The sequence below is a fragment of the Chitinophaga sp. 01L420 genome (assembly GCF_056399985.1).
The window spans coordinates 85,371-111,607 of sequence record NZ_JBFTSK010000014.1 but is presented as its reverse complement, the minus strand read 5'-3'; the positions used below and the strand labels follow the sequence as shown (position 1 = coordinate 111,607).

At 49.3% G+C, this 26,237-nt stretch carries 1 protein-coding gene; it reads left to right on the top strand.

Going from position 1 to position 26,237, the window contains the following annotated elements; translation table 11 throughout:
* The first annotated feature begins 140 nt into the window (after nt 1-140).
* Complete coding sequence (locus AC1DP6_RS16015) at nt 141-26,237, top strand: DUF8202 domain-containing protein (protein WP_477055727.1); 26,097 nt, start codon at nt 141-143, stop codon at nt 26,235-26,237.

The following is a 26,237-nucleotide window of genomic DNA, read 5'->3' as shown; positions in this document are numbered from 1 at the left end:
GGCTGAAAGGAGTTGTCTATAGATTTTAACAAACAACCATATCCTGTATACGAGCACGCAAAGGTTCCTTAAAGAATCTTCCCGATCCGTTATGTGCAACGAAGCGGACCGGCCCCTCATTACCCAAAGTTTATTGCATTATGTCCCTCTTTAATGTTACGAATCGCGATTCGAGATTTTTCAACAAAGGCTGTAAACGTCTTTTGCTGGCACTGTTTGGCATGATGGTGACTGTTGCCGCAACGGCAAACAGTTTCCCCGTCACTAATACCAATGATGCGGGGCCTGGTTCATTCAGACAGGCAATCCTGGATGCAAACGCAGCGGGAGCGGGGCCGCACCAGATCATGTTCAATGTGCACGGACAGATTACACTGGCCGCTTCCATGCCCACCATTACGGCAAAGAGGCTGACCATCGACGGACAGAACAAGATCACGCTATATTCCACCGGTACCAATTCCATTATCAATCCGTTTGTCATCAATGCGGATAGTGTAACCATCCGGAATTTTACGGTGCAGAATAACGGGGACATAGATGTGGACATTTTTCCGAACAGGACAGGTATCACGATTGAGAATATACGGTCTTTCAGTACGGTAGGGAACTACCTTAATGCATTTATGAGGGTACAGGGGGCATCCACTGATCTGACCGTAAGAAATATTTATTCTACGGACGTGGAGACTGCCAGTAACATTTATTACGGGCGCGCTTTTTATTTTACAGGTGGTATGCAGACCAACCTGGTGATGGATAATATCCAGCTCAGCACAGCGGGTAATGTGCGTGGCGGTGAAGGTATCGTATTCAGGGATGCAGCAGTGAACGGGTTTACGCTGACCAATAGTAATATCAGCGGTTTCCAGAATGGTATTATGTTCGATAACACCGCCGGCGCCGTGGAAACAGCCAATAATGTGCTGTTCAGGAATGTGGGCATAGATAGTTTGTGGAGCGGGGTGGCACTGGGTATCTATTGCGATTACGTAGCTACCAACTTTGATATTAACAGGACCACGGTAGATATGAATGTGATAGGTACAGATGATGACGGCGACTATGCTATCCGTTTCGACAATACTGCAAACGGTATCACCCTGGACTCTATCAATATAAATGAAAATGATATCTATGATGTATGGTTCAATGGGGCTGCCAGCAATATAACGATCAGTAATGCCCTGATGGAGACTCGTGTGCCCGGACTTTACCCTACCAGTTCTTTTATAAGATTTGAAAATACGGTAAATGGTCTTACTGTCAGTAATTCAGTACTGAATGGCGACAAGCCTGGTAATACGGATGATTCGGACTATGGGATTTATTTCCTGAGTACGGCAACAGGTGTGACCATCAACAATGTGACTTTTGACGAATTTGACATTGGAGGTGTGGTCGCAAGCGGAGCGGCGACTAATTTCCAGGTAACCAATTCTACATTTACCAAAAATAATGACGGTATTGGATTCGGCGGGAACTTTGCGCGCAGTAATGTAGATATTGTCAACTCTTCTTTCCGCAATAGTGTACGGTCAGGTATTGTGCTCAACGGCGCCAATGCCGTTTCTGATTATGACCTGACAGGCGATACGGTAGTTAATAGCGCCAGTCACGGTATTTGGTTTTATGGAGGCGCAGGCGTAACGGATGCAGCAATAACGGGTTGCGTTGTACATGATAACGTTGGGGCGGGGGTTTATAATGAGTCGCCCAACAAGGTTGTCATCACTAACAACTCCATTTATAATAATACCGGTTTTGGCATTGCGTTGCCAGCCGGTAATTGTACTTATACAGCGGCTGCCGGCCGCACACCGGTATTGGTTTCATCTACCGCGCTGGGAGGGGGGCAGTACCAGTTACAGCTCACGATACCAAACATAACAGCCGGTGCACAATACACGGTAGATATTTATGCTAATGATCCCGCTACGAACAAAACGAGCGGGCAATATTATGTTACGACCTTAACAGGCGTAGCCGCAGGTACTTCTACACAAACGATCACTTATAATGCCGGACCGGGGGCCACCGGCCTCGGTTTCTGGACAGCCACACTTCGCATACCCGCCAACAATTGTGGTACCTCGGAGTTTGGTAACAGCATACCTATGACCTTCCAGGGGCCCGCCTGTGTGAATAGCGGTGTTGTGGCATGGTATCGGGCAGATCAGGCAGTGAACGGCGTGAACTGGGGAGATATTTCCGGGAATGCCAACCACATGACAGTGATAGGAGATCCCGATAATACTACGGGTATGGTGAACTTTAATCCCGCTATTTATTATGACGGAAACGATGCGCACATTGTGCCTGCCTCAGCAGGGGTAACCGGCGCCTATTCCATCATGGGTATGGGCCAGTTGGAAGGCTCACAAACCGGTCGTGTATTCACCAGCTCCACCGGCAATAAATTATTAGGCTGGCACGCCGGGGTGGAAAACCGGTTGTATGTAGAAGGCTGGCTAAATACCGGAAATGCGGTGACTGCCAAAGGCAAACTCTATTCCTTTGAAAGAGGGGCAACCGGTGCGTATGAATTTAAAAGTAATGGCGCCCTGGTGAAAAACGGCGCTGCTTCTGATGCCAGCGTATGGACGCTGGATGTGGGCGGAGCCACATTCGGAGAGTATTCAAAAGTATTCATCCCTGAGGTGTTCATCTACAACCGCGATCTTACTCCTACAGAAATTCAGCGCATTGAATCATACATGGCGTTAAAATACGGTATTACACTCAATGCCGGTACAACAGATTATGTTACCAGCGACGGCGCTATACAAATATGGACCGCGGCTTCCAATACTGGCTATGGCACACGCATCACGGGCATTGGTCGCGACGATTGCAGCATGTTGAACCAGAAGCAATCAATGAGTCAGGATACCGGTATCGTAACCATTGCATTAGGAAATGCAATAGCTGTGTCCAATGCTGCCAATACAAACACTTTTACGCAGGACAAATCATTCCTGGTGTTCAGCGACAATAATGGCAACACCAGTTACTTCACAGCCGTAACTGGCACTAACGCCACACAGCGCATGGGCCGGGTTTGGCGGGTGCAGAAAACTGCCTCGTGGAATAATGGCCAGCAAGTAACACTGAAACTGGAGGGCGGCACCGAAAATAATTATTTGCTCATCAGTACGGATGCCGCTTTCGGCACTATTACCCGTGAACTGAAACTGAGTAGCACAGGAACGGTTACCGTTTCCAGTACAGATCTGGGCAATGGCGCTTTCTTTACTTTTGGTCAGCAACAGCGATTCCCCGGTGGAGTGGCTACTAATTTGCAGACATGGGTGAAAGCAGATGCAGGTGCAAGGGTTGTTGATGGAAGTATCATCAGTTGGGAAGACCAGACCGGGCAGAGAGAATGGCCATTAGCCATTGCCAATGCACCGCTTAGCTGGCAGAAGAACAGTATTAACTATAACCCTGCTATCAATTTCCAGGGAAATAATTATTTCAGCGTACCCAAGTTTACCGATAGTTATACAGCGGGAGAAATATTCTCTGTGCAGCTTTCTAATCTTGCGTCTACTTCTACCACACTGAGCTTCCCGTTTGAGTTTGGCGGTGACCCCACAGCGGCAGGCGGCCAGCCGGTTTATGTGTATAGTGGTTCCCACTATACGCATTTCGGTACTACCACAAGGCCGGGTTACGCTTTGACAGGTATTAATATACAACAGGCGCATATCCTGAATAACTGGAGTGCTCCAGGCAATTGGGCCTTGAACTTCGATGGCAAAACAATCGGCAGCAGCACTACCTTCCCGGTTAGCTTTTCCAGGGGAACTGCGGTGAATGTTGCTATCGGTGCAGGGCATTTCGCCAGTTTCAATGGGCGTATGTCAGAGTTGATCTTCTACAATCGGCAGTTAAACGCTACCGAGCGCGCGCAGGTGAACAGCTACCTGGCCCTGAAATACGGACTCACCTTAAAAACCGCGGCCGGCGCCCTGACCGATTACTTCGCCAGCAATGGTACCACCCGTATGTGGACCGCCTCTAAAAATACCGGTTATGGTGAACGTATCACCGGCTTAGGCAGAGATGATAACGGTACCCTGCTTCAGAAGCAAAGTCGCTCACAACTTGACGGTGCTAATTTAACTATTGGCGCAGGCAGCAACCTGGCGGCATCTAATGTGGACAATACCAGTAATATCGCTAACGACCTTTCCTTCTTTACCTTCAGTGATAATGGTCAGGCTGCTACGTATAGCCAGGCCGTTACAGGACTGGGCAATATTACGCTGCGCATGGCGCGGATCTATAAAACAGATCGTACCAACTGGGCGAAGAGCCCCATCAGTTTATCGCTGACGAACGGTAACAACAGTAACTACCTGCTGGTAAGTAACGATGAAACTTTCGGAGCAGGAGATAAAGTATATGTGCTGGATGCCAATGGAAATATAACGCTCGATAGTGATCAACTGCTGGATGGCACTTATTTCACTTTCGGTAATACACAGGCTGCGCCAGCAGGTGTGGCCGCTGGCCTGGAAGTATGGGCAAGAGCAGACAGTGGGGTAGCGGGTGGTAGCAATGCTACACAATGGACAGAGTTGAGTACATCCCGTCGTGTATGGAGTCCATCAAATGGAACCGTGATGCCCTGGAAGGAAGGATCTTTCAACTTTAACCCGGGGATCGGTTTCGGAGCCGCCAATTATTTCGTGACGACTGAGTTTGCGAACGCATTTACCGCAGGTGAAGTATTTTCTGTACAAACGTCAAATGTTGATAACACTGCTTCGGTGATGAGCTATCCGTTTGAATTTGGCGGTACTTATGCCAGCAATCAATCTTTATATACCTGGAGTAATAATAGTCACAATACTTATTTTGGTTCTGCCACTGCACGCAGGGGCTTTTTTTACCCGGCATCTATAAATGTGCGTAATGCGCATATGGTGAATCTCTGGAGCGCCACCAACGATTGGGCGGGCGGTATTGACGGCAAGGTCTTGCTAACCGCCAATGTGAATGCAGTAAGCTTTCTTTCACCCGCGGGTGGCAAGGATTATATAGGAGCCGGGCATAACGCGGTGTTCAATGGCGACATCTCCGAAGTGATCTTATATTCCCGTAAGCTGAGCGCTGTGGAACGTCAGCAGGTACAATCTTATATGGCGCTGCGCTACGGTCTTACGTTGGGAATAGACGCGCCGGTGGATTACCTCGCCAGCGACGGCAGCACCACGATGTGGAAAGCAGCTGTTGGCGGTAGTTACGCCAAACATATCACCGGTATAGGTCGTGACGACAGAGGCATGCTGTATCAGAAACAGTCTGTCAGCGCAGACACTGGCATGGTTACTATTGCTGCCGGTGCGGCCGTTACAGCTTCCAACAAAGCCAATACAACTGTTATTACCAACGACCTGTCTTTCTTCACCTTCGGTGATGATGGCGGTGCTACCTCTTTCCTGACACCGGTTACCGGCGTAACGAATGTGAATACCCGCATGGCCCGCATTTTCAAAGCACAGAAGAATAACTGGGCCGATCAGCAAATTACGTTCAGATTATCTGGCGGTAATGCGCGCACTTATTTGCTTGTAAGCACCGACAATACTTTTGGCGCAGGTGATGCAGTCTATGCATTGAATGCCGACAGCAGCGTTACCATTAATAGTAACCTGCTGCCTGATGGCGCCTACTTTACTTTCGCCAGGATGATCACCGGGCCGAATGGTGTAAATAATGGTATCAGTTTCTGGCTGCGTGCAGATGATGGTATGTCTGGTGGCAGTCAATGGAACGATTATACTAACTATGGCAATAACGCCTTGCAGGGTGTGGTAGGCAGTCAGCCTATCACGGATGCGAAGGCGCTCAACTTCAACTATGGCCTTGTGTTTGACGGTACGGACGACTTTTTGGATATGACCACTACACGTATAGATCCGGCTACGTCTACCGTTTTTGCAGTGGGAAGTGGTACTTCGGGGGATATTTTTAGCAGTGGAGCAGTAGGCTCATCTCATGGAATGGAATTCCGGATGGTGACCGGAAATAAACTACAGTACCTGGAGAATGCCACAGCAGTTGTAGCGGTAACTGGTGTTAACACGATCCAGCTTGGTAAGCCTTATATTTTCAGTGCCACTCAGATAAACAATACTGCCAACGGTGTACGTGTGTTTGAAAATTATACGCTGGATAACCAGGGGACCATCAATTTAACGCCACTCACCGCCAATTTTATTTCAATAGGCTCCCGTACTATGGCCAGCAGAGCGCTTTACTGGACGGGTAATATAGGTGAGGTGATCGCTTACAACCGTGTATTATCCAATGCGGAGCGCCAGTCAGTAGAATCTTATCTCGGTCTTAAATATGGTATTACAATAGGCAACGGCGCCACTGATTACCTGGCCACCGATGGCTCGAAATACTGGACAGCTGATCCTGTTTATAAGGCACGCATCACGGGGATAGGTAGAGATAACGGTACCGCACTGAATACCAAACAATCGCTCAGCGTAGACACAGGTTTTGTAACCATCTCCCTGGGTAACAGTATTGCTATTACCAACGAACAGAATTCCAACACCATTACCAACGATAAATCTTTCTTTGTTTTTGGAGACAACGGGCAGTCCGCTGCTTCTTATGCAAATATCATAAGCGGTACAAACGCTACCCGCCGCCTGCCACGCATCTGGAAAGTAGATAAAACCAACTGGGCAGATCAGCCGGTCACGCTGAAAGCAGATGCACCAGGCACGAAAGTATACCTGCTGATCAGCACTGATCCTACTTTTGCGACGATCAACCAGGAACTGCCGCTGAATGCAGATAAAACAATTACACTTAACTCCGGCCTGATGCCTGATGGTGTGTATTTCACCTTCGGCGCAGCGGTAAAATATCCTGGTGGTGTAAACAGTGGTAAGCTGGTGTGGTTGCGCGCAGATCAAGGCACTTCTACTAACGCAGATAGTACGGGGATCAGCAGCTGGAATGACTATAGCCCTAACGGGAATAATATGTCACAGGTTACGCCGGCCAGTCAGCCATTGTATTTCAATAACGCCACCAACAACATGAACTTTAACCCGGTGGTGAGGTTTAATGGTGCGCCTCATTCAATGACAGGTAACTCGTTCCTGAAGACAGGCAGCTATACCGCTGCCAACGCCTTCTTTGCAGCCAGTCAAACGACTCCTGTTAACACCGTTATTTTTACGGAACAAGCTGGCACAGGTACCCAATTTACGCTGCATGCCACCTGGGGCGATAATATTGTTTACTGGGATGCTCCTTATATCAGTAACCGTCTTACCTACAACGCAGGAGATGTCAGCAACCAGGTTATTCTCTGGACTGCAACTGATGATATTAGTCTTGCTGCCAACAAGCAGGCCATTTATAAAAATGGCTTAAGTGTGGCCACCGGTAATAATACCAGTGTATTTACCGGTAACAACAGCATTTTCCAGTTGGGCGCTAACACCAGTTCCTACAATGGCCGCATGGGAGACCTGATCGTTTATGCTAATGCACTCACACCAAATGAGCAGCAACGTGTGAATACCTACATGGGTATCAAATACGGTATTTCGTTGAATAATGGCGCCAGCAATTATCTCGCTACCGATGGCAGCACGATATGGGATGCCACAACAAACAATGCTTATAAAAACTATATCACCGGTATTGGTCGCGATGATGCGGAAGATCTTAACCAGAAACAATCCCGCAATACAGCAGATGGTATACAGCTGGCTATCGGTCTTAACAGCCTGGCTGAAACAAATACAGGAAATGCCAATGCATTTGCAGTGGACAAATCCTATATGGTATGGGGCGACAATGCAGGCAGCAGCCTCTTTAAAACTCCGCTCACAGGTCATCCTGTAGCGAACTATCGCATGGCAAGGGTGTGGAGAGTACAGGAAACCGGTACCATCGGCAGCATACAGGTGGCTGTGCCATACAATGCACTGCCCAATGCTGCGCAGACTTACCTCATCATCAGTAACGATGCCACCTTCGATGGAACGGACCAGTTTATCCCTGTAGCAGCAACGATGCTGAACGGTGTGAAACAGTATGCAGCCAACGTGGATTTAACCAACGGTCAATACTTCACCTACGGTGCGTCTATCAAAACACCTGGTGGTGTAGTAGGCACCAGCTTGTGGCTGCGCGCGGATGCAGGCACTTCCAGCAATACCGATAACACGGCTATCAACGGTTGGACGGATTACGCTTCYGAACTGAACAACGCCACACAAACTACAGTGCCTGCCAGTCAGCCCCTGTACCTGAACAATACAATAAGCAATGGAAACTTTAATCCGGTAGTCAAATTTGATGGTGCAGATTTTCTGAACCTGGATATCACCAAACTGCCTTTAGGTACCAGTGCAAGAACATTCTTCGGTACTGGTAGCTTATCTTCCATCGCTGGTAACGGATATATACTTGGATACGGCGCCGCAGGTACCAGCACGGCGGTCGGTATTGCAACGATAGGCGGAAACGGTACAGCTGATTTTGTGGGATATGCCAATGACGTGACAAGTGCTGCCGGTAATTGGCAAGCAGGCGTATTCAATGAAATGGTGGGTGTATGGGCCGGCAATGGCGGTAATGCCACCTTGTACAGTAAGATGAAGGTGATAGGCGGACCACTGGCAAAGGCATGGAATACCGGTACCGGCGGCGCCCAGATAGGTAGCGCTCCGTGGGATATTGCTCAGTCGTGGAAAGGTACATTGGGAGATATTATCGTATATCCCACTGCGTTATCTCCCACTGAACAGCAACGGGTATCCACTTACCTGGCTATCAAGTACGGCTATACGATAGAACAGACCACTGCTACCGATTACCTGGCTACCGATGGCACCACCAAAGTATGGGATGCCGCCGCTAACGCCACTTATAAAAATAACATTACCGGTATAGGCCGTGATGATGTGGAAGGGCTTACGCAGAAGCAGAGCCGCAACATCAACACAGGCTTCCAGCCCATAGTGGGCCTGGGTGGTATTGCAGCAAGCAATCTTGCGAATACCAATACATTCACGGCAGATAAATCATACCTGGTTTGGGGCGATGATGGCGCTGGCACTTTAYTCACCACTGCTGTTGCCGGCAACCCCGCTGTAACCACCCGTATGGCGAGAGTGTGGAAAGTGCAGGAAACAGGTGCTGTTGGTACGGTGGCAATTTCCATCCCGAAAGATCAGCTACCATTAAGCGCTACCGCGCCTTACCTGGTTATCAGCAGCGATGCCACTTTTGACGGTGGTGATCAGTTTATTCAGCTGTCGCAGGCTGATGTGAACGGTGTGCCCAGTTATTCAACCAATATTGATCTCACTAACAACCAATACTTCACTTTCGCCAGCTTCGTCACTTCACCGGGCGGCGTGCAGGGTGAAAAACTGTGGGTAAAAGCAGATGCAGATGTACAGGTGAACGGCAGCAATCAGGTAGAGCAATGGCTGAACCAAAGCAGTTCCATGGTAACTGAATTACGTGCTGCACAGCCTTCCCATACAGATGCCATCACTGCCTCGGCAGACATTATTCGCGTTCCTAACGGTATTAACTTCAATCCGGCAGTTGATTTCAGCGGCGCATTGGGTAAATCCCTGAAAGGTAATGATGCCACAAACTGGAATTCAACAGCTGACCTGTCTATCTTCTCTGTAAATGCGCCTGAGGGACCTGTAGTAAACGGCATGAATGGCATTTTCGCTACCAACGGCAGTTGGGTAGCAACAGGTTTTACAGGCCGGGGACTTATTATACCCAGTGCGGGTAGCTATGCACTCGATGGTGCAGGATGCCTTGTAGGGCTGTCCACCGCTCCTTATGCCGGACCAATCATCGCGAGAGGTGTTTATGTAAATGCCGCAAATTCGCTGAACGGAAGCACCTGGCTGAACGGCAAACAAGGCGCCCCCGGCACCAACTGCGCGCCGCAGGCAGACGGCTCCTTCTTTGAAGTGGGCGGCCGTACCGGTGATGCCAGTGGATTTGACAACCGCATCTTCAACGGTAAGATTCCAGAAGTGATTGTATATAAATCTGCGCTTACGCCTACGCAGTCGCGGCAGGTAGAATCATACCTCGGTATTAAATACGGTATTACGCTCGACCAGACTACCGCACAGAATTACCTGGCTACCAATGGTTCGGTGATCTGGAATGCTACTGCCAACAACATCTATAAAAACAACATTTTTGGTATTGGTCGTGATGACGCAGAAGGACTTGTACAAAAACAATCCCGCAGCGTGCATACAGGATCCATCCTCACAGCCGGCCTTCGTTCCATTGCTGCCACCAATGCAGATAACACCAATACTTTTGGTGCGGATAAAAGTTACCTCCTACTCGGCAGCAACAGCGCGGCACTCACTGTAACCGGTACAGATCTGCCAGTGGGCAGCTGTATCCCGGAACGTCTCACCCAGGAGTGGAAAACGCAGTTCAGTAACTACGATATCAGTACGCAGCCCCTCAGCCTGCAGTTTGATCTGAACGGTATTACTGTAAAAGGTACAGCAGCCAAGGATTTCACCATGATGATCGATGAAGATGGTGATGGTGACTTCGCCACCGGTGCGGTTACCGAAATACCTGCCACCGGTTTTAACGGCGGTATTGTAAGCTTTGAAAACCTGGGTGCACTGAAAGACGGTGTTGTGTTTACACTCGTTACCAGTCATCTTCAGCGTACAGCTAACCTGGTACCTGATGCTACCGTGAGAACAGTAGCATCTACCTGTATCGATAACGGTACACTATATTTCATTGATCCTTCTGATCCAAACAAATTCATCGCCTCCATTGCCCTGAACGGCAACACCATGGATGTAACCAAGCTGTCTGCTGTGGTGGACGTGAACAGGGATATGAATACTGCTTTGGGTAAAAACAGTGGCACTGATTATGGTACGCAATTAATGCGTAGACTGGTACATATCGCCTACACAGGTGCTAACCTGACTCAGAATGGTGGCATTACACTTCGTCTCTTCTGGAACCCTGCAGAAAGAGCGAATGCAGAGAATATGCTCTCCGGTACCCGCGGCGTAACCGGCGCACAAAGGTGGGCATGGTTCAAACATACAGGTGATATTACCGCCACCCTCGCCGACCTGGCTCCTGTAGGACTGGCTAATATTACGGAGATTTCTCCGTCGGCTACCGGTCAGCAAGATGGCGTAGAATACGTTGAATTCAGCGGTATTCAGAACTTCTCCACTTTTGGTGGAGTGACAACCGCCAACCAGGTACTGGCTATCACCAAAGTACAGGATGGCACAGAAGGTACACAGGACGGCGCCTTTAGTATCAGTTTGCCTGTCGGTGTAATGGCCACGGAAGACATCACCGTGAACTATACCGTAACAGGTACGGCTGCTAACGGTACCGACTATACGGCACTGAATGGCACGGTTACTTTCCCTGCAGGTAGCAACAGTGTAGCCCTCCCCGTAGTAGTTACAGATGATAATGTGCTGGAAACAACAGAGGGTGTAACCGTTACCCTGAACACCGCCACCGGCGCTACCAGCGGCAATGTTTATAATATCAACAGCACACAGGCAGCAGCCTCTTTGAATATTATTGATAACGACAGCAATAATCCTGTTAAAACCACAGTAGGCGTCACCAAAGGCAATGATGCGAGAGAACCAGCTACCAACGGAGCCTTTAACGTCAGCCTGCCAGCAGGTGTTACTGCATCGGAAGACATTACCGTAAACTATACCATTGCAGGCACCGCTACACCAGGCGTGGATTATGGCGTGTTGAGCGGATCAGTAGTGATCCCTGCAGGCCAGAACGGAGTGGTGTTGCCAGTCACAGTAATCGATGACCAGTTATTGGAAAGCCCTGAAACAGTATTATTAACAGTAACAGGTGGCAGCTCTACCAGCTTCACACTTACCCCGAGCACTACGGCCGGTAATGCCACTGTAAATGTAATTGATGATGAAGATACACCGGCCAACCGGGTACTGAGTGTGGCTAAAGTGACCGATGCTTCAGAACCGGCAGCTAATGGCGGCTTTACTATCAGTTTGCCAACAGGTATCAGACCTTCTGAAGACATTACCGTCAGCTATACCATTGGAGGTACAGCCACAGGTGGGTCCGATTATACCGCGCTTACAGGTACTATAACTATACCAGCTGGTCAAAATAGTGTACCCCTTCCCGTTAGTGTGAAAGACGACCAGGTAATTGAAAATACGGAAACCGTGCTGGTAACGCTTACCGGCGGCACCAGTGCCAGCTTTACCTATACTGCCAGTACTACCAACGGCAGTACTTCTATTGATATAACTGATAATGATAACATCGCCGCCAACCGCGTACTGAGCATCGTTAAAAAGACGGATGCCGCAGAACCGGCTACCAACGGGGAGTTCACAATCAGTCTGCCTGCTAATATCACTGCATCGGAGGACATAACCATCACCTATACACCGACAGGTACTGCCAGCAGTGGCACAGATTACACTGCCCTGGGAACATCTGTGCTGCTGGCTGCAGGACAGAATAGTGTGTCCTTACCGATCACCGTTGCCGATGACAAGATCATAGAGAACACAGAAACTGTGATAGCAACGGTGACCGGAGGTACCAGTACCAGCTTTAGTTTCACTATCAGCAGTACTGATGGCAGCGCTACGGCCAGCATCACCGATGATGACAATACCGCTGCTAACCGCGTTTTAGGTGTCATTAATGCCGGCGATGCTTCCGAGCCGGCCACCAACGGAGCGTTTAAGATCGGACTGCCTACAGGTATCACTTCTTCAGAACCTGTTACCGTCACTTATACCATCAATGGAACCGCTACTAACGGTACCGACTATACTACGCTTACAGGTACAGTGGTAATACCCGTCGGCCAGGACAGCGTAACGGTACCTGTAACTGTTATTGATGATCAGTTGATGGAAAATACCGAAACGGTAACAATGACGCTCAGCGGTGGTACCAGCACCAGTTTTGCCTTCACCACCAGCACTACCAATGGTAATGCTACCGTGAATATTAAGGATGATGATAACACCGCCGCTAACCGTGTACTGAGTATCATCAAAATGATTGATGGGTCAGAACCGGCTACCAATGGTGGATTTAAGATCAGTTTGCCTTCGGGTGTTTTACCTTCAGAAGATATTACGGTTAATTACAGCATAGCTGGTACTGCTACCAACGGTACCGACTATACGTTATTAAGCGGCACCGCCATCATCCCGGCGGGCCAGAACAGCATAGCATTGCCCGTAAATGTGACGAACGACCAGGTGATCGAAAACACCGAGACCGTGGTGCTGACGCTTACCGGTGGTACCTCAGTTAATTTCAGTTACACTGTTAGCGCTACAAACGGTACCGCTTCTGCAGATATAACAGATGATGATAACACCGCCGCCAACCGCGTGCTGAGCATCAGCAATAGCGGCAACGCCGCAGAACCGGGTACACCTGGCAACTTTACGGTAAGTCTTCCAACAGGAATAACTTCTTCTCAACCTATCACGGTGAATTATACCGTAGCAGGAACAGCTGCAGCAGGCGTAGATTATAATACCCTTGCCGCTGTAACAATACCGGCTGGCCAGAACAGTGTAACCGTCCCCGTTACTGTGATCGATGACAAGATCATTGAGCTGACAGAAACGGTGATAATGACTATCACCGGTGGAACCGGTGGTAGCTTCAGCTTTACGGCGTCTGCAACAAGTAAAACTGCTACTGTAGATATTGCCGATGACGATAACACACCGGCCAATCGGATGGTGAGGGTACAGGTAGCCCGCGATGGGGCAGAAGGAGGCAACTCTGTCAGGTTCAATTTCCTCCTTGCTCCGGGTATTACCAGCTCTCAGGCTATCACAATAAATTATACAGTAGGTGGTACCGCTATACTCGGTACAGATTATAACGGCTTAACTCCAACGCATTTCAGCGGAACAGTCACCATTTCAGCCGGAAGTACCAACGTAGCCACGGCTGGGAATGTAGTGGATGATCAGATTATAGAGGGCACAGAAACTGTGGTGGTTACTATTAACAGCGCATCTTCCGGTAGCTTTACGTTTACTCCAGATCCCGCTGAAGGCAGTGCTACGGCAAACATTTTTGATAACGATGATAACACCGCCAATCGTGTACTCAGCATCACCAAAGCCGGCGATGCAGCCGAACCGGCGACAAACAATGTGTTCAATATTAACCTGCCTGCAGGCGTAACGATCGCCGGACCTGTAACCGTGAATTATACTGTGAGTGGCACCGCCACTGCCGGTACGGATTACGCTAACCTCAGCGGCACCGTTACCATTCCTGCCGGTGCAAACGGTACTACACTGCCTGTAAATGTGATCGATGATAAATTCATTGAGAACCTAGAAACAGTAGTAGTCACTATTACCGGCGGTAGTTCCGGCAGTCTCACTTTCACTGCCAGTCCAACCAATAGCCAGGAAACGATGAATATTGCAGATGATGACAACACCGCAGCCAATCGTGTACTGAGCATTCAGAAAATAGCAGACCTGGAAGAACCATCCGTCAACGGCAGCTTCCGTATCAGTTTGCCTTCGCAAATAATGTCATCAGAACCGGTAACGGTCAACTATACCGTAACGGGTACCGGTACTAACGGTGCCGACTATACTACATTGAGTGGTAGCGTCATCCTGCCGGCGGGCCAGAACAGCGTGCTGGTTGCTGCCGATATCTCAGATGACAAGATTATTGAAGGCACAGAAACCCTGATTGCTACTATTACAGGTGGAGCCAGTACCAGCTTCAACTTCACTGCCAGCACTACCAATGGCAGTGCTACAGCTGATATCCTGGACGACGATAATATCGCCGCCAACCAGGTATTGAGTGTGGTGAACGGCGGCGATGCAGCAGAACCAGGCACCAATGGCGCCTTTACTATCAGTCTGCCTGCGGGTTACACCTCAGCAGCACCGATTACCGTAAACTATACCGTAGCAGGTACCGCTACAAGTGGTACCGACTACACTGCGTTAACAGGTACGGTAACCCTGCCTGCAGGACAAAACAGTGTATCTGTTCCGGTGAATGTGATCAACGACCAGGTGGTAGAGAACACCGAAACTGTGATACTCACGCTTACAGGTGGTACCAGCACTGGCTTCAGCTACACCGTCAGTACTACCAATGGTAATGCCACTGTAAATATTACCGATGATGAAAACTCATCAGCTAATCGTGTACTGAGTGTTATCAACAATGGCAACGCCGCAGAACCAGGTACCAATGGCGGGTTTACTATCAGTCTGCCTGCCGGTATCCTGCCATCAGAAAATATCAATGTCACTTATACTATCAACGGTACAGCCACAGGTGGCAATGATTATACCGCGCTTACCGGCACTGTTACTATCCCTGCCGGCCAGAATAGTGTATCCGTTCCAGTTAATGTTATCAATGACCAGGTCATAGAAGGTACGGAAACAGTGAACCTTACGATCAGCGGTGGTGTCAGCAGCAGTTTTGCATATACCGCCAGCACTACCAATGGTAATGCAGCTGTGAATATAACAGACGATGATAATACGGCTGCCAACCAGGTACTCGCTGTTACCAAAACTGCTGATGCCGCAGAACCAGCTACCAATGGCAGCTTCAGTATAAGTCTCCCGGCAGGAATTACTGCTGCCAGGGATATACAGGTAGCTTATACCGTGGCCGGTGGCACTGCCACTCCTGGCACAGATTATCAGGCCATTACCGGTAGCATTACCATACCTGCTGGTCAAAATAGTGTATCCGTTCCCGTGAATGTGATAGACAATACAGTGATAGAGCCTGATGAAACTGTGATCCTGAATATTACCGGTGGTAACGATGCGCAGTTCACTTACACCGCTGCAGGTGGGGGAGGTACTGCTACCGTTACTATTACCGACAATGATCATGCAGGTAACAGCAATGTTGTACTGCTCACCAAAGTATCTGACGCCATAGAAGGCAGTACTAAAGGTCAGTACAGAATAGCCCTGGCGCCTGGTATTACCAGCTCTGAAGACGTAGTAATTAGCTTTACCCCTGGAGGAACAGCCACTAATATAACTGACTATAATTTGCTGGGACTGTCTGCTGGTAAGATCGTTATACCGGCGGGAGCCAATGAAGTATTCATTGATGTAGACGCCGGTAACGATGGCATCATCGAGGGGCCTGAAACGGTGGTACTGACCCTTACCAGCGCAGCCTCCAGCAGTTATCCGTTCACCATAGACCCTTCAGGTAATGGAGCGGTAGTGAATATCATAGACGCCAATGCTGCCAGCAGTACACCGTTGCAGGTAATTGTCGGCACCAATGCCGCAGAACCGGCTACCAAAGGCACCTTCACGGTGAAGCTCGCGGGTGTTGCCACCTCCGCATGGCCTGTTACGGTAGGGTATAAGATATCCGGTACCGCCGTATCCGGTGTGGACTACCAGGCCCTGGGCACCATTGTGATCCCGGCAAATACCAACAGTGTAACGGTAGATCTTAATGTATTGGACGACCAGATCATTGAGCCTACTGAAACAATGATATTTACGCTTTTGTCGGGCAGTGCTATAGATGGTGGAGGCAACGCCTTTATCTTCCCGCCGGATCCGGCTAGTGATGATGTGACGGTGAACATAGCAGATAATGACGCGATTGCTGCCAATCAGGTACTGAAAGTGGTGAAGACCACCGACGCCGCAGAGCCATCTACCGGTGGCGCCTATACGATAAGTCTGCCTGCCGGTTATACTTCCGCCGCCAATATCACGCTGAACTATAACATGAGTGGTACCGCTGTTCGTAATACCGACTACGCCATCAGCACTATCACGCTGCCTGCCAATACCAACAGCGTTACTATACCACTGTCTGTTATAGATGACAAGATCATTGAGAATACAGAAACAGCAATATTAACGCTCACCGGTGGCACAGACGGTAACTCATTTACCTATACTGCAGATGCAGCTGGCAATAACGCAACGGTGAATATCGCTGACGATGACAATAACAACACGAACAATGTATTGCGGGTAACCAATAGCGCTGATGGCGCAGAGCCGTCTACCGATGGCGAATTTACCATCAGTCTGCCTGCAGGTTATACTGCATCAGAAGACATTGCCGTGAATTATACCGTAGGCGGTACAGCTACTGCGGGTACCGACTACACCAGCCTGTCTGGCACAGTACAGATACCAGCAGGTCAGACCAGCGTTAAGGTCCCTGTAGATGTAACCGATGACCAGATAATAGAAGGTACAGAAACAGTAACGCTTACGCTTACCGGTGGTACCAGCACGAGCTTTAACTTTACGCCTGCAAGCGGTAACAACACTGCATCGGTGAACATCGCTGATAACGACAACACGGCGGCTAACCAGGTAATCAGCATCTCCAAAACAACGGATGCGGCTGAACCAGGTACTAATGGAGCATTCACCATCAGTCTGCCGGCAGGTGTTACCTCTGCCCAACCGGTGACTGTGAATTATACCATCACGGGTACCGCTGTTAACGGAACAGATTACACTACACTTTCCGGCTCCGTTGTATTACCTGCTGGTCAGAATAATGTGCCTGTACCGTTGATCGTTACAGATGATAAGATTATAGAAGGAACCGAAACAGTGACACTCACCGTTACCGGCGGAACTTCTCCATCCTTTGTGTTCACTGCCAGCACCACCAATGGTAATGCTACCGCAAATATTACAGATGATGACGGCATAGCTGCTAATCTTGTGCTTAGTGTGGTCAAAACAGCGGATGCAGCTGAACCGGGTACCAATGGCTCGTTCCGTATCAGTTTGCCTGCAGGTTATACAGCATCGGCACCTGTTACAGTGAACTATAACGTTACCGGTACCGCCACTGCCGGCGCAGACTATACTGTGCTCAGTGGTACGGTGATCATACCAACCGGACAAAATAGTATAGCCGTACCAGTGAATGTAGCAGATGATCAGGTTATTGAGAATACCGAAACGGTGATCATGAATATTACCGGCGGCAATTCCGGCAGCTTTACTTATACTGCCAGCACTACCAATGGTAATGCTACCCTGAATATTACCGATGACGATAACATACCGGGCAACCTGGTGTTAAGCGTGATCAGGACTGCTGATGCCGCAGAGCCATCTACTAATGGTGAATTCAGGATCAGTCTGCCCACAGGCATTACAGTGGCAGAAAATGTAACAGTAAACTATACTATCACAGGTACTGCCATCAACGGTACTGACTATACGAACCTCAACGGCACTTTAGTGATCCCTGCCAACCAGAACAGTGTGGTAGTGCCGGTAACTGTTACCAATGATCAGATCATTGAAGGCACAGAAACCGTGATCATGACGCTGAACAGTGGTACCAGTGCCAACTTTACCTTCACCGCCAGCGTTGCCAATGGTAATGCTTCCCTGGATATTGAAGACGATGACAATTCGCCTGCTGCGCTTGTGTTGAACATCACTAAAGCCACCGATGGTGCAGAACCATCTACTAATGCGGCATTCAGTATCAGTTTGCCTGCAGGATACACCGCATCTCAGGATATTACGGTGAACTATACCGTAGCCGGTACAGCCACCAGTGGCACTGATTACAGCGCTATCGGTAATTCCATTGTGCTGCCTGCTGGTCAGAACAGTGTAAGCTTGCCGGTAGTAGTAAAAGATGATAAGATCATTGAAAACACGGAAACGGTGATCGTGACATTGACAGGAGGAACCAGTACAAACTTCAACCTGGCCGCCAGTAGTACCAATGGCAGCGCAACAGCAGATATTACAGATGATGAGGCCAGCAATCCGGCTAACCTGGTGTTGAATATTGCCAAAACTGCAGATGGGGCAGAGCCTTCCACTGATGGTTCTTTCAGCGTAAGTCTGCCTGTAGGCATCACAGCAGCCGAAAACATTACAGTGAACTATACGGTAGCGGGTACAGCTACCAGTGGCACGGATTACGTTGCCTTAAGCGGTACGGTATTGATTCCGGCGGGTCAGAATAGTGTAGCCGTACCAGTTATAGTAACTGACGACCAGATTATAGAGAATACAGAAACCGTGATCGCCACGCTCGCAGGCGGATCGTCCGCCAGCTTTACCTTCACTGGTACCAGCAACGCGACCGTGAATATCACGGACAATGATAACGTGGCCGCTAACCGTGTGCTGAGTGTTGCCAAAACAGGAGACGCCGCAGAACCAGCCACCAACGGTTCCTTCTATATCAGTTTGCCGGCAGGATATACCGCGGCAGAAGATATCACCGTCACCTATACTACCACAGGTACCGCCACCAGCGGCACAGACTATACTGCTCTTGCCGGTACAGTAGTGATCCCAGCTGGTCAGAATAGTGTAGCCGTGTCCGTACCAGTGCTGGACGATCAGTTGATTGAAAGCACCGAAACCGTGATCATGACCCTTGCCGGCGGTAGCTCCACCAGCTTCACATTTACTGGTACCGGCAACGCTACTGTGAACATCACGGATAATGATGACGTGGCGGCTAACCGTGTGCTGAGTGTAGTGAAAACCACTGATGCCGCAGAACCAGGAACAAATGGTGTTTTCACTATCAGTTTACCTGCAGGTATCACGGCAACTGAAAACATCACCGTGAATTACACTACCAGCGGTACAGCTACCAGTGCAACAGATTATACCGCGCTGAGTGGTACAGTAGTGATTCCTGCCGGTCAGAATAGTGTAACCGTTACCGTGCCAGTGATCAATGATCAGGTAATTGAAACCACCGAAACGGTGATCCTCCAGCTCACAAGTGGCGCAAGTACCAGCTTCACCTTCACTGCCAGCACTACCAGTGGTAATGCTACCGTGAATATTACAGATGATGACAACATTCCGGCTAACCTTGTGATCAACGTCACCAATCCTGTAAACGGTGCAGAACCAGCCACCAACGGCAACTTTACGATTGGTTTGCCCGCCGGATACACCGCTGCGGAAGACCTCACCGTTCACTACACCTTAGGTGGTACTGCTACCGGTGGTATTGATTACACCGCCCTCAGCGGAACTGTGGTGATCCCTGCCGGTCAGAATAATGTGCCGGTAACCGTAAACGTGATCAACGATCAGATTATAGAAAATACAGAAACAGTAATATTAACGGCCACGGGGGCTACATCCACCAGCTTTACGCTCGTGGCAAGCAGTACCAGCGGAAATGCTACGGTGAATATCGCAGATGACGATAACACTCCGGCTAACCGGGTACTGAGTGTAAACAATGCAGGCGATGCGGCAGAACCATCTACCAACGGCAGCTTTACTATCAGCCTGCCTGGCGGAGTAACCTCGGCCGAAGATATTACCGTGAATTATACCGTAGCCGGTACTGCCACAAGTGGAACCGACTATAGTGCCCTCAGCGGCACCGTAGTGATCCCAGCCGGACAAAATAGTGTAGGCGTGCCAGTGGGTGTGATCAATGATCTGATCATTGAAAGCAAAGAGACCGTGATTCTGACACTTACCGGTGGTACTTCTACCAATTTCAACTTCACTGCCAGCACTACCAATGGTAATGCTACCGTGAATATTAATGATGACGATGATATCCCTGCAAACCGTGTGCTGCTGGTAAGCAGAACAGCAGATGGCGCAGAACCAGGTACCAACGGCAACTTCAATGTAAGTCTGCCTGCCGGTATAACCGCTGCAGAAAATATCACTGTGAATTATACCATTGCCGGCACCGCTGTGAATGGTACCGATTATGCCAACCTCTCTGGTTCCGTAGTAATACTTGCTGGTCAGAACAGCGTTGCTGTACCGGTAACGGTAACAGATGACCAGATCATCGAAGGCACGGAAACCGTGATCATGACGTTGACAGGCGGAACGTCTACCAGCTTTGTATTCGCTGCCAGCAATACCAGCGGTAATGCTACCGTAAATATTGCAGATAACGATAACACGGCTGCTAACCGCGTATTATCAGTAACCAACATCAGTGATGGCGCAGAACCAGCTACTAATGGCAGCTTTAATATTGGTTTGCCAGTAGGATTTACTGCTTCTGAAGATATTACTGTTAGCTACACCATCGCAGGTACGGCTACTGCCGGCACAGACTATACGGCCCTCACCGGGGTGATTACCATACCGGCTGGTCAGAATAGTGTAGCCGTTCCAGTTAACGTAACTGACGACAAGGTGATTGAGAATACAGAAACCGTGATCCTGACGCTGAACGGAGGTACCTCTACCAGCTTCACTTTCACCGGCACGGGTAATGCTACGGTGAATATTGTTGATAACGATAACGTAGCGGCTAACCGGATACTCAGCGTGGCAAAAACTGCCGATGCAGCAGAACCGTCTACCGCCGGTACATTTACGATTAGTTTACCTGCCGGTATTACCGCCGCTGAAAATGTGACCGTCAACTATACTATCGGCGGCACTGCCACCGCAGGTACTGATTACACCACGCTCAGCACGTCAGCAGTGATACCTGCCGGTCAGAACAGTGTTACTATCCAGGTACCAGTGATCGATGACAAGCTGATAGAAAATACAGAAACCGTGGTGATGACACTAAGCGGCGGATCTTCTGCCAGCTTTAGTTTCACTGGCAACGGCAGCACCATCGTCAACATACTGGATGACGACGACATTGCAGCTAACCGTATACTCGCTGTAACCGCCACAAAAAATGCCGCAGAACCAGGCACCAATGGTGAGTTTACCATCAGTCTGCCTGCAGGTATTGCTTCATCAGAAGCTATCACGGTGACCTATACCATTGGCGGTACTGCCACCAGCGGATCAGACTATACTGCCCTGAGCGGCACCGCAGTGATCCCTGCTGGTCAGCGTAGTGTTACTGTACCGGTGCCTGTGATCAATGACCAGATCCTGGAGAATACCGAAACAGTAGGAATGACCATTACAGGTGGTACATCGACCAGTTTCACTTTCACCGGCGGCGCCACCGCTACTGTGAACATTGTGGATGATGAAAATACCGCGGCTAACAGAAGACTCAGCATTGTGAAAACAACAGATGCTTCGGAACCAGCTACTAATGGAAGCTTCACTATCAGTCTCCCGGCTGGTATTGTTTCATCAGAAAATATTACCGTCAACTATACCATAGGTGGCACCGCTATCAGTGGTACAGACTATGCTGCCATTACAGCAACGATCACCATCCCCGCTGGTCAGAATAGCGTGAGCGTACCGGTAACCGTAAAAGACGATCAACTGATAGAGAACACGGAAACGGTTATCATGACGCTGAACGGCGGAACATCTACCAGCTTTACTTTCATCGGTACTGGTAATGCCACTGTGAATATTACAGATGATGAGAATACAGCGACTAACCGCGTACTTACGGTGAGCAAAGTAACAGATGCATCAGAACCTGCTACCAATGGCAGCTTTAAGATTAGTCTGCCGGCAGGTATTGCTTCTTCTGAAGCTATCACCGTAAACTATACTATCGCGGGTACGGCCACCAGTGGCACAGACTATGCCGCCATCACAGGTGCCATCACTATCCCTGCCGGTCTGAATAGTGTGAACATACCGGTAACCGTAATCGATGACCAGTTGATTGAAAATACAGAAACGGTGATCATGACACTGAATGGTGGTAACTCCACCAGCTTTGCCTTCACCGGCAGCGGCAATGCTACGGTGAATATTACGGATGATGAGAACACAGCAGTTAATCGTGTGCTGACAGCCACTAAGGTAACAGACGGAGCAGAACCTGCTACAAACGGTGGATTTAAGATAAGTCTGCCAACGGGTATCGCTTCATCTGAAGATGTCACGGTTAACTATACGATCAGTGGTACTGCTACCAGTGGTACAGACTATACCGCAATTACCGGAACGATTACTATCCCTGCTGGTCAGAATAGTGTGAGTGTACCGGTAACCGTAATAGATGATCAGTTAATTGAGAACACAGAAACGGTGATCATGACACTGAACGGGGGAACGTCTACCAGCTTCACTTTCACCGGTACTGGCAGTGCTACCGTGAACATCACCGACAATGACGGCGATCCCGCCAACAGGGTGTTGACGGTGACTAAAATTACAGATGCCGCAGAGCCAGGCATCAATGGTGAATTTAAAGTTAGTCTGCCTGCTGGTATTGTTTCTTCTGAAGACATCACTGTTTATTATACGATTGGAGGTACCGCCACCGCTGGTACAGACTATACCGCCATCACCGGATCGATTACTATCCCGGCAGGTCAGAACAGTGTGAATGTACCGGTAACCGTAATGGACGATCAGCTGATTGAGCATACAGAAACCGTGATCCTGACACTGAACGGCGGAACTTCCACCAGCTTCACCTTTACCGGTACAGGCAATGCTACCGTGAATATTACGGACGATGAGGATACACCTGTAAACCGGGTGCTGACTGTGGTGAAAACAACAGATGCCGCAGAGCCAGGCACTAACGGTGCGTTCAAAATCAGCCTGCCTTCAGGTATAGCTTCTTCCGAAGACATCACCGTAAACTATACTATAGCAGGTACTGCTACCAGTGGTACTGATTATACTGCCATTACAGGAACGATCACCATCCCGGCAGGACAAAATAGTGTAGCCGTTCCCGTGACCGTGAAAGATGACCAGGTAATTGAAGTCACAGAAACCGTGATTATGACGCTTAATGGTGGTACTTCCACGGGCTTCACTTTCACCGGCAACGGTAATGCTACGGTAAATATCACCGATGATGAAAGTATCACACCGGCGAGCATGGCACTGACCATCGCTAAAGATACAGACGGCGCAGAACCTGCTACCAACGGTCACTTTAAGGTAAGCCTGCCCGCGGGCATTACTTCATCTGAAGCTATCACGGTGAACTATACTGTAACGGGCACCGCCACCGCTGGTACAGATTATACTACCCTCACAGGTACCGTAGTAATACCTGCCGGACAAAACAGTGTATCCGTTCCCGTAGTAGTAACAGATGACCAGATTATAGAAGTAACAGAGACCGTAATAGCTACCCTTAACGGCGGTACTTCTGCCAACTTCACCTTCACCGGCAATGGTAATGCTACCGTAAATATTACGGATGATGAAAGCATTACACCGGCTAAACTGGTGCTGACTGCCACCAAAGATGTTGATGGCGCAGAACCGGCTACTAATGGCGGATTTAAAATAAGTCTCCCTGCCGGTATCACTTCCTCTGAAGCTATCACGGTGAACTACACCATAGCAGGTACTGCTACCGCGAATGCAGATTACACTGCCCTCACCGGTACCGTTACTATCCCGGCGGGACAGAACAGCGTCACTATACCGGTAACCGTAATGGACGACAAGGTGATAGAAGGTACGGAAACGGTGATCCTGACACTGACCAGCGCCAGCTCCACCAGCTTCACGTTCACCGCCAGCAATACAGCTACAGTGAACATCACTGATGATGAAAGCAACCTGGTACTGAACGTTACCAAAAATGCCGACGGTGCAGAACCTGCTACCAATGGCAGTTTCACTATCAGTTTGCCAACCGGTGTTACCGCGGCAGTGGACATCACCGCTAAATATACCGTAGCAGGTACGGCGATCGCCGGTACTGACTATACTGCCCTCACCGGCACAGTAGTGATTCCTGCGGGTCAGAATAGTATAACCGTTCCCGTAGTCGTAACCGATGATCAGCTGATCGAAGGAAACGAAACTGTGATCATCACAGGAACTGGTGGTACGGCAACGGGCCTTGTGTTCACACCGGGTACCAGCAATACTGCTACTGTGACCATAGCAGATGATGACGACAAAGACCTGGATCTGATGGTCAGCGCTACAAAACCAAATGCGGCAGAACCATCCACTCCAGGGGAATTCACTATTAGTCTTGCCAGCGGCAAAATACCTGCTGCAGACATCACGGTTACTTATACAGTAGCAGGCACGGCTACTGCGGGCACCGACTATGCAACCCTCACCGGCACTGCGGTGATCCCTGCAGGCCAGCGTAGCATAACGATACCAGTAAACGTAACAGACGATGATCTGATAGAACCGGCAGAAACAGTGGTGCTCACGGTGACAGGAGGCAAGTCTGCCGCCATGAATTACACAGTAGGTACTAACAACACCGCTACTGTAAACATTGCAGATGACGATCATACTAACCTGAACCTGCTCGTTACCGCCAGCAAACCGGATGCTACTGAACCGGGTATCAATGGTGCGTTCACGATCAGTCTGGCCGGCGGCAACCGTACTGCAGAGCCGATCACCATACAATACATGATAGGTGGCACGGCCACACCGGATGCGGATTACAGGGCCATTACCGGCACTATCACCATCCCGGCAGGCGCCAGCAGTGTAACCGTTCCCGTGAGTGTGCTGGACGACAACGAAGTAGAATCTCCGGAAACAGTGGTGTTCCTGCTTACCGGTGGAAAATCTGCCAGCTACACCTTTACAACAGGCGCTGTCAGCGATGCCACGGTAACTATAACGGATACGGATAAACTGGCCGGTGACCTGGTCGTTACCAAAGAGATCGTTGCACCGGTAACAGGTCCTTACCGCATGGGTCAGAGCCTTACGTACCGCATCACTGTAAAGAATGCGGGTAACATACCAGTGACCAATGTAAAAGCAGAAGACCGTCTGCCGGTACAACTGGATGTGCCTACCCATACGTCCGCAGAAAAAGGAGAAGTAGTGGTAACGGCAGCTACCAAACTGGTAGAATGGAACATCGGTGACCTGGCAGTTGGCGCTACGGTACAAATGACGCTGACAGCCCGTGTGATAGAAGGCGGACAACTGATTAACGAAGCGAGTGCTTACAGCACAAACATGCCGGACGCGGACAGTACCAATAACGTAGGGGTTTCCACGGTAGGAATTGAAGGATCAGATTTGTCTTTCCCGAATGTGATTACACCGAATGGTGATGGTAAGAACGAAAGGTTCATCATCGGCGGACTGGAAAAATATCCAGGTTCAGCGATATACATCTTCAATCGTTGGGGCGGACAGGTGTACCAGTCTAAGGATTATCGCAACAATTGGGACGGTTCTAACCTGAATGAAAGCACCTACTACTATATACTGGAAGTGAAGAAGCCGGATGGTATCAGGAAGTATAAAGGTTGGGTAACAATAATACGGTAA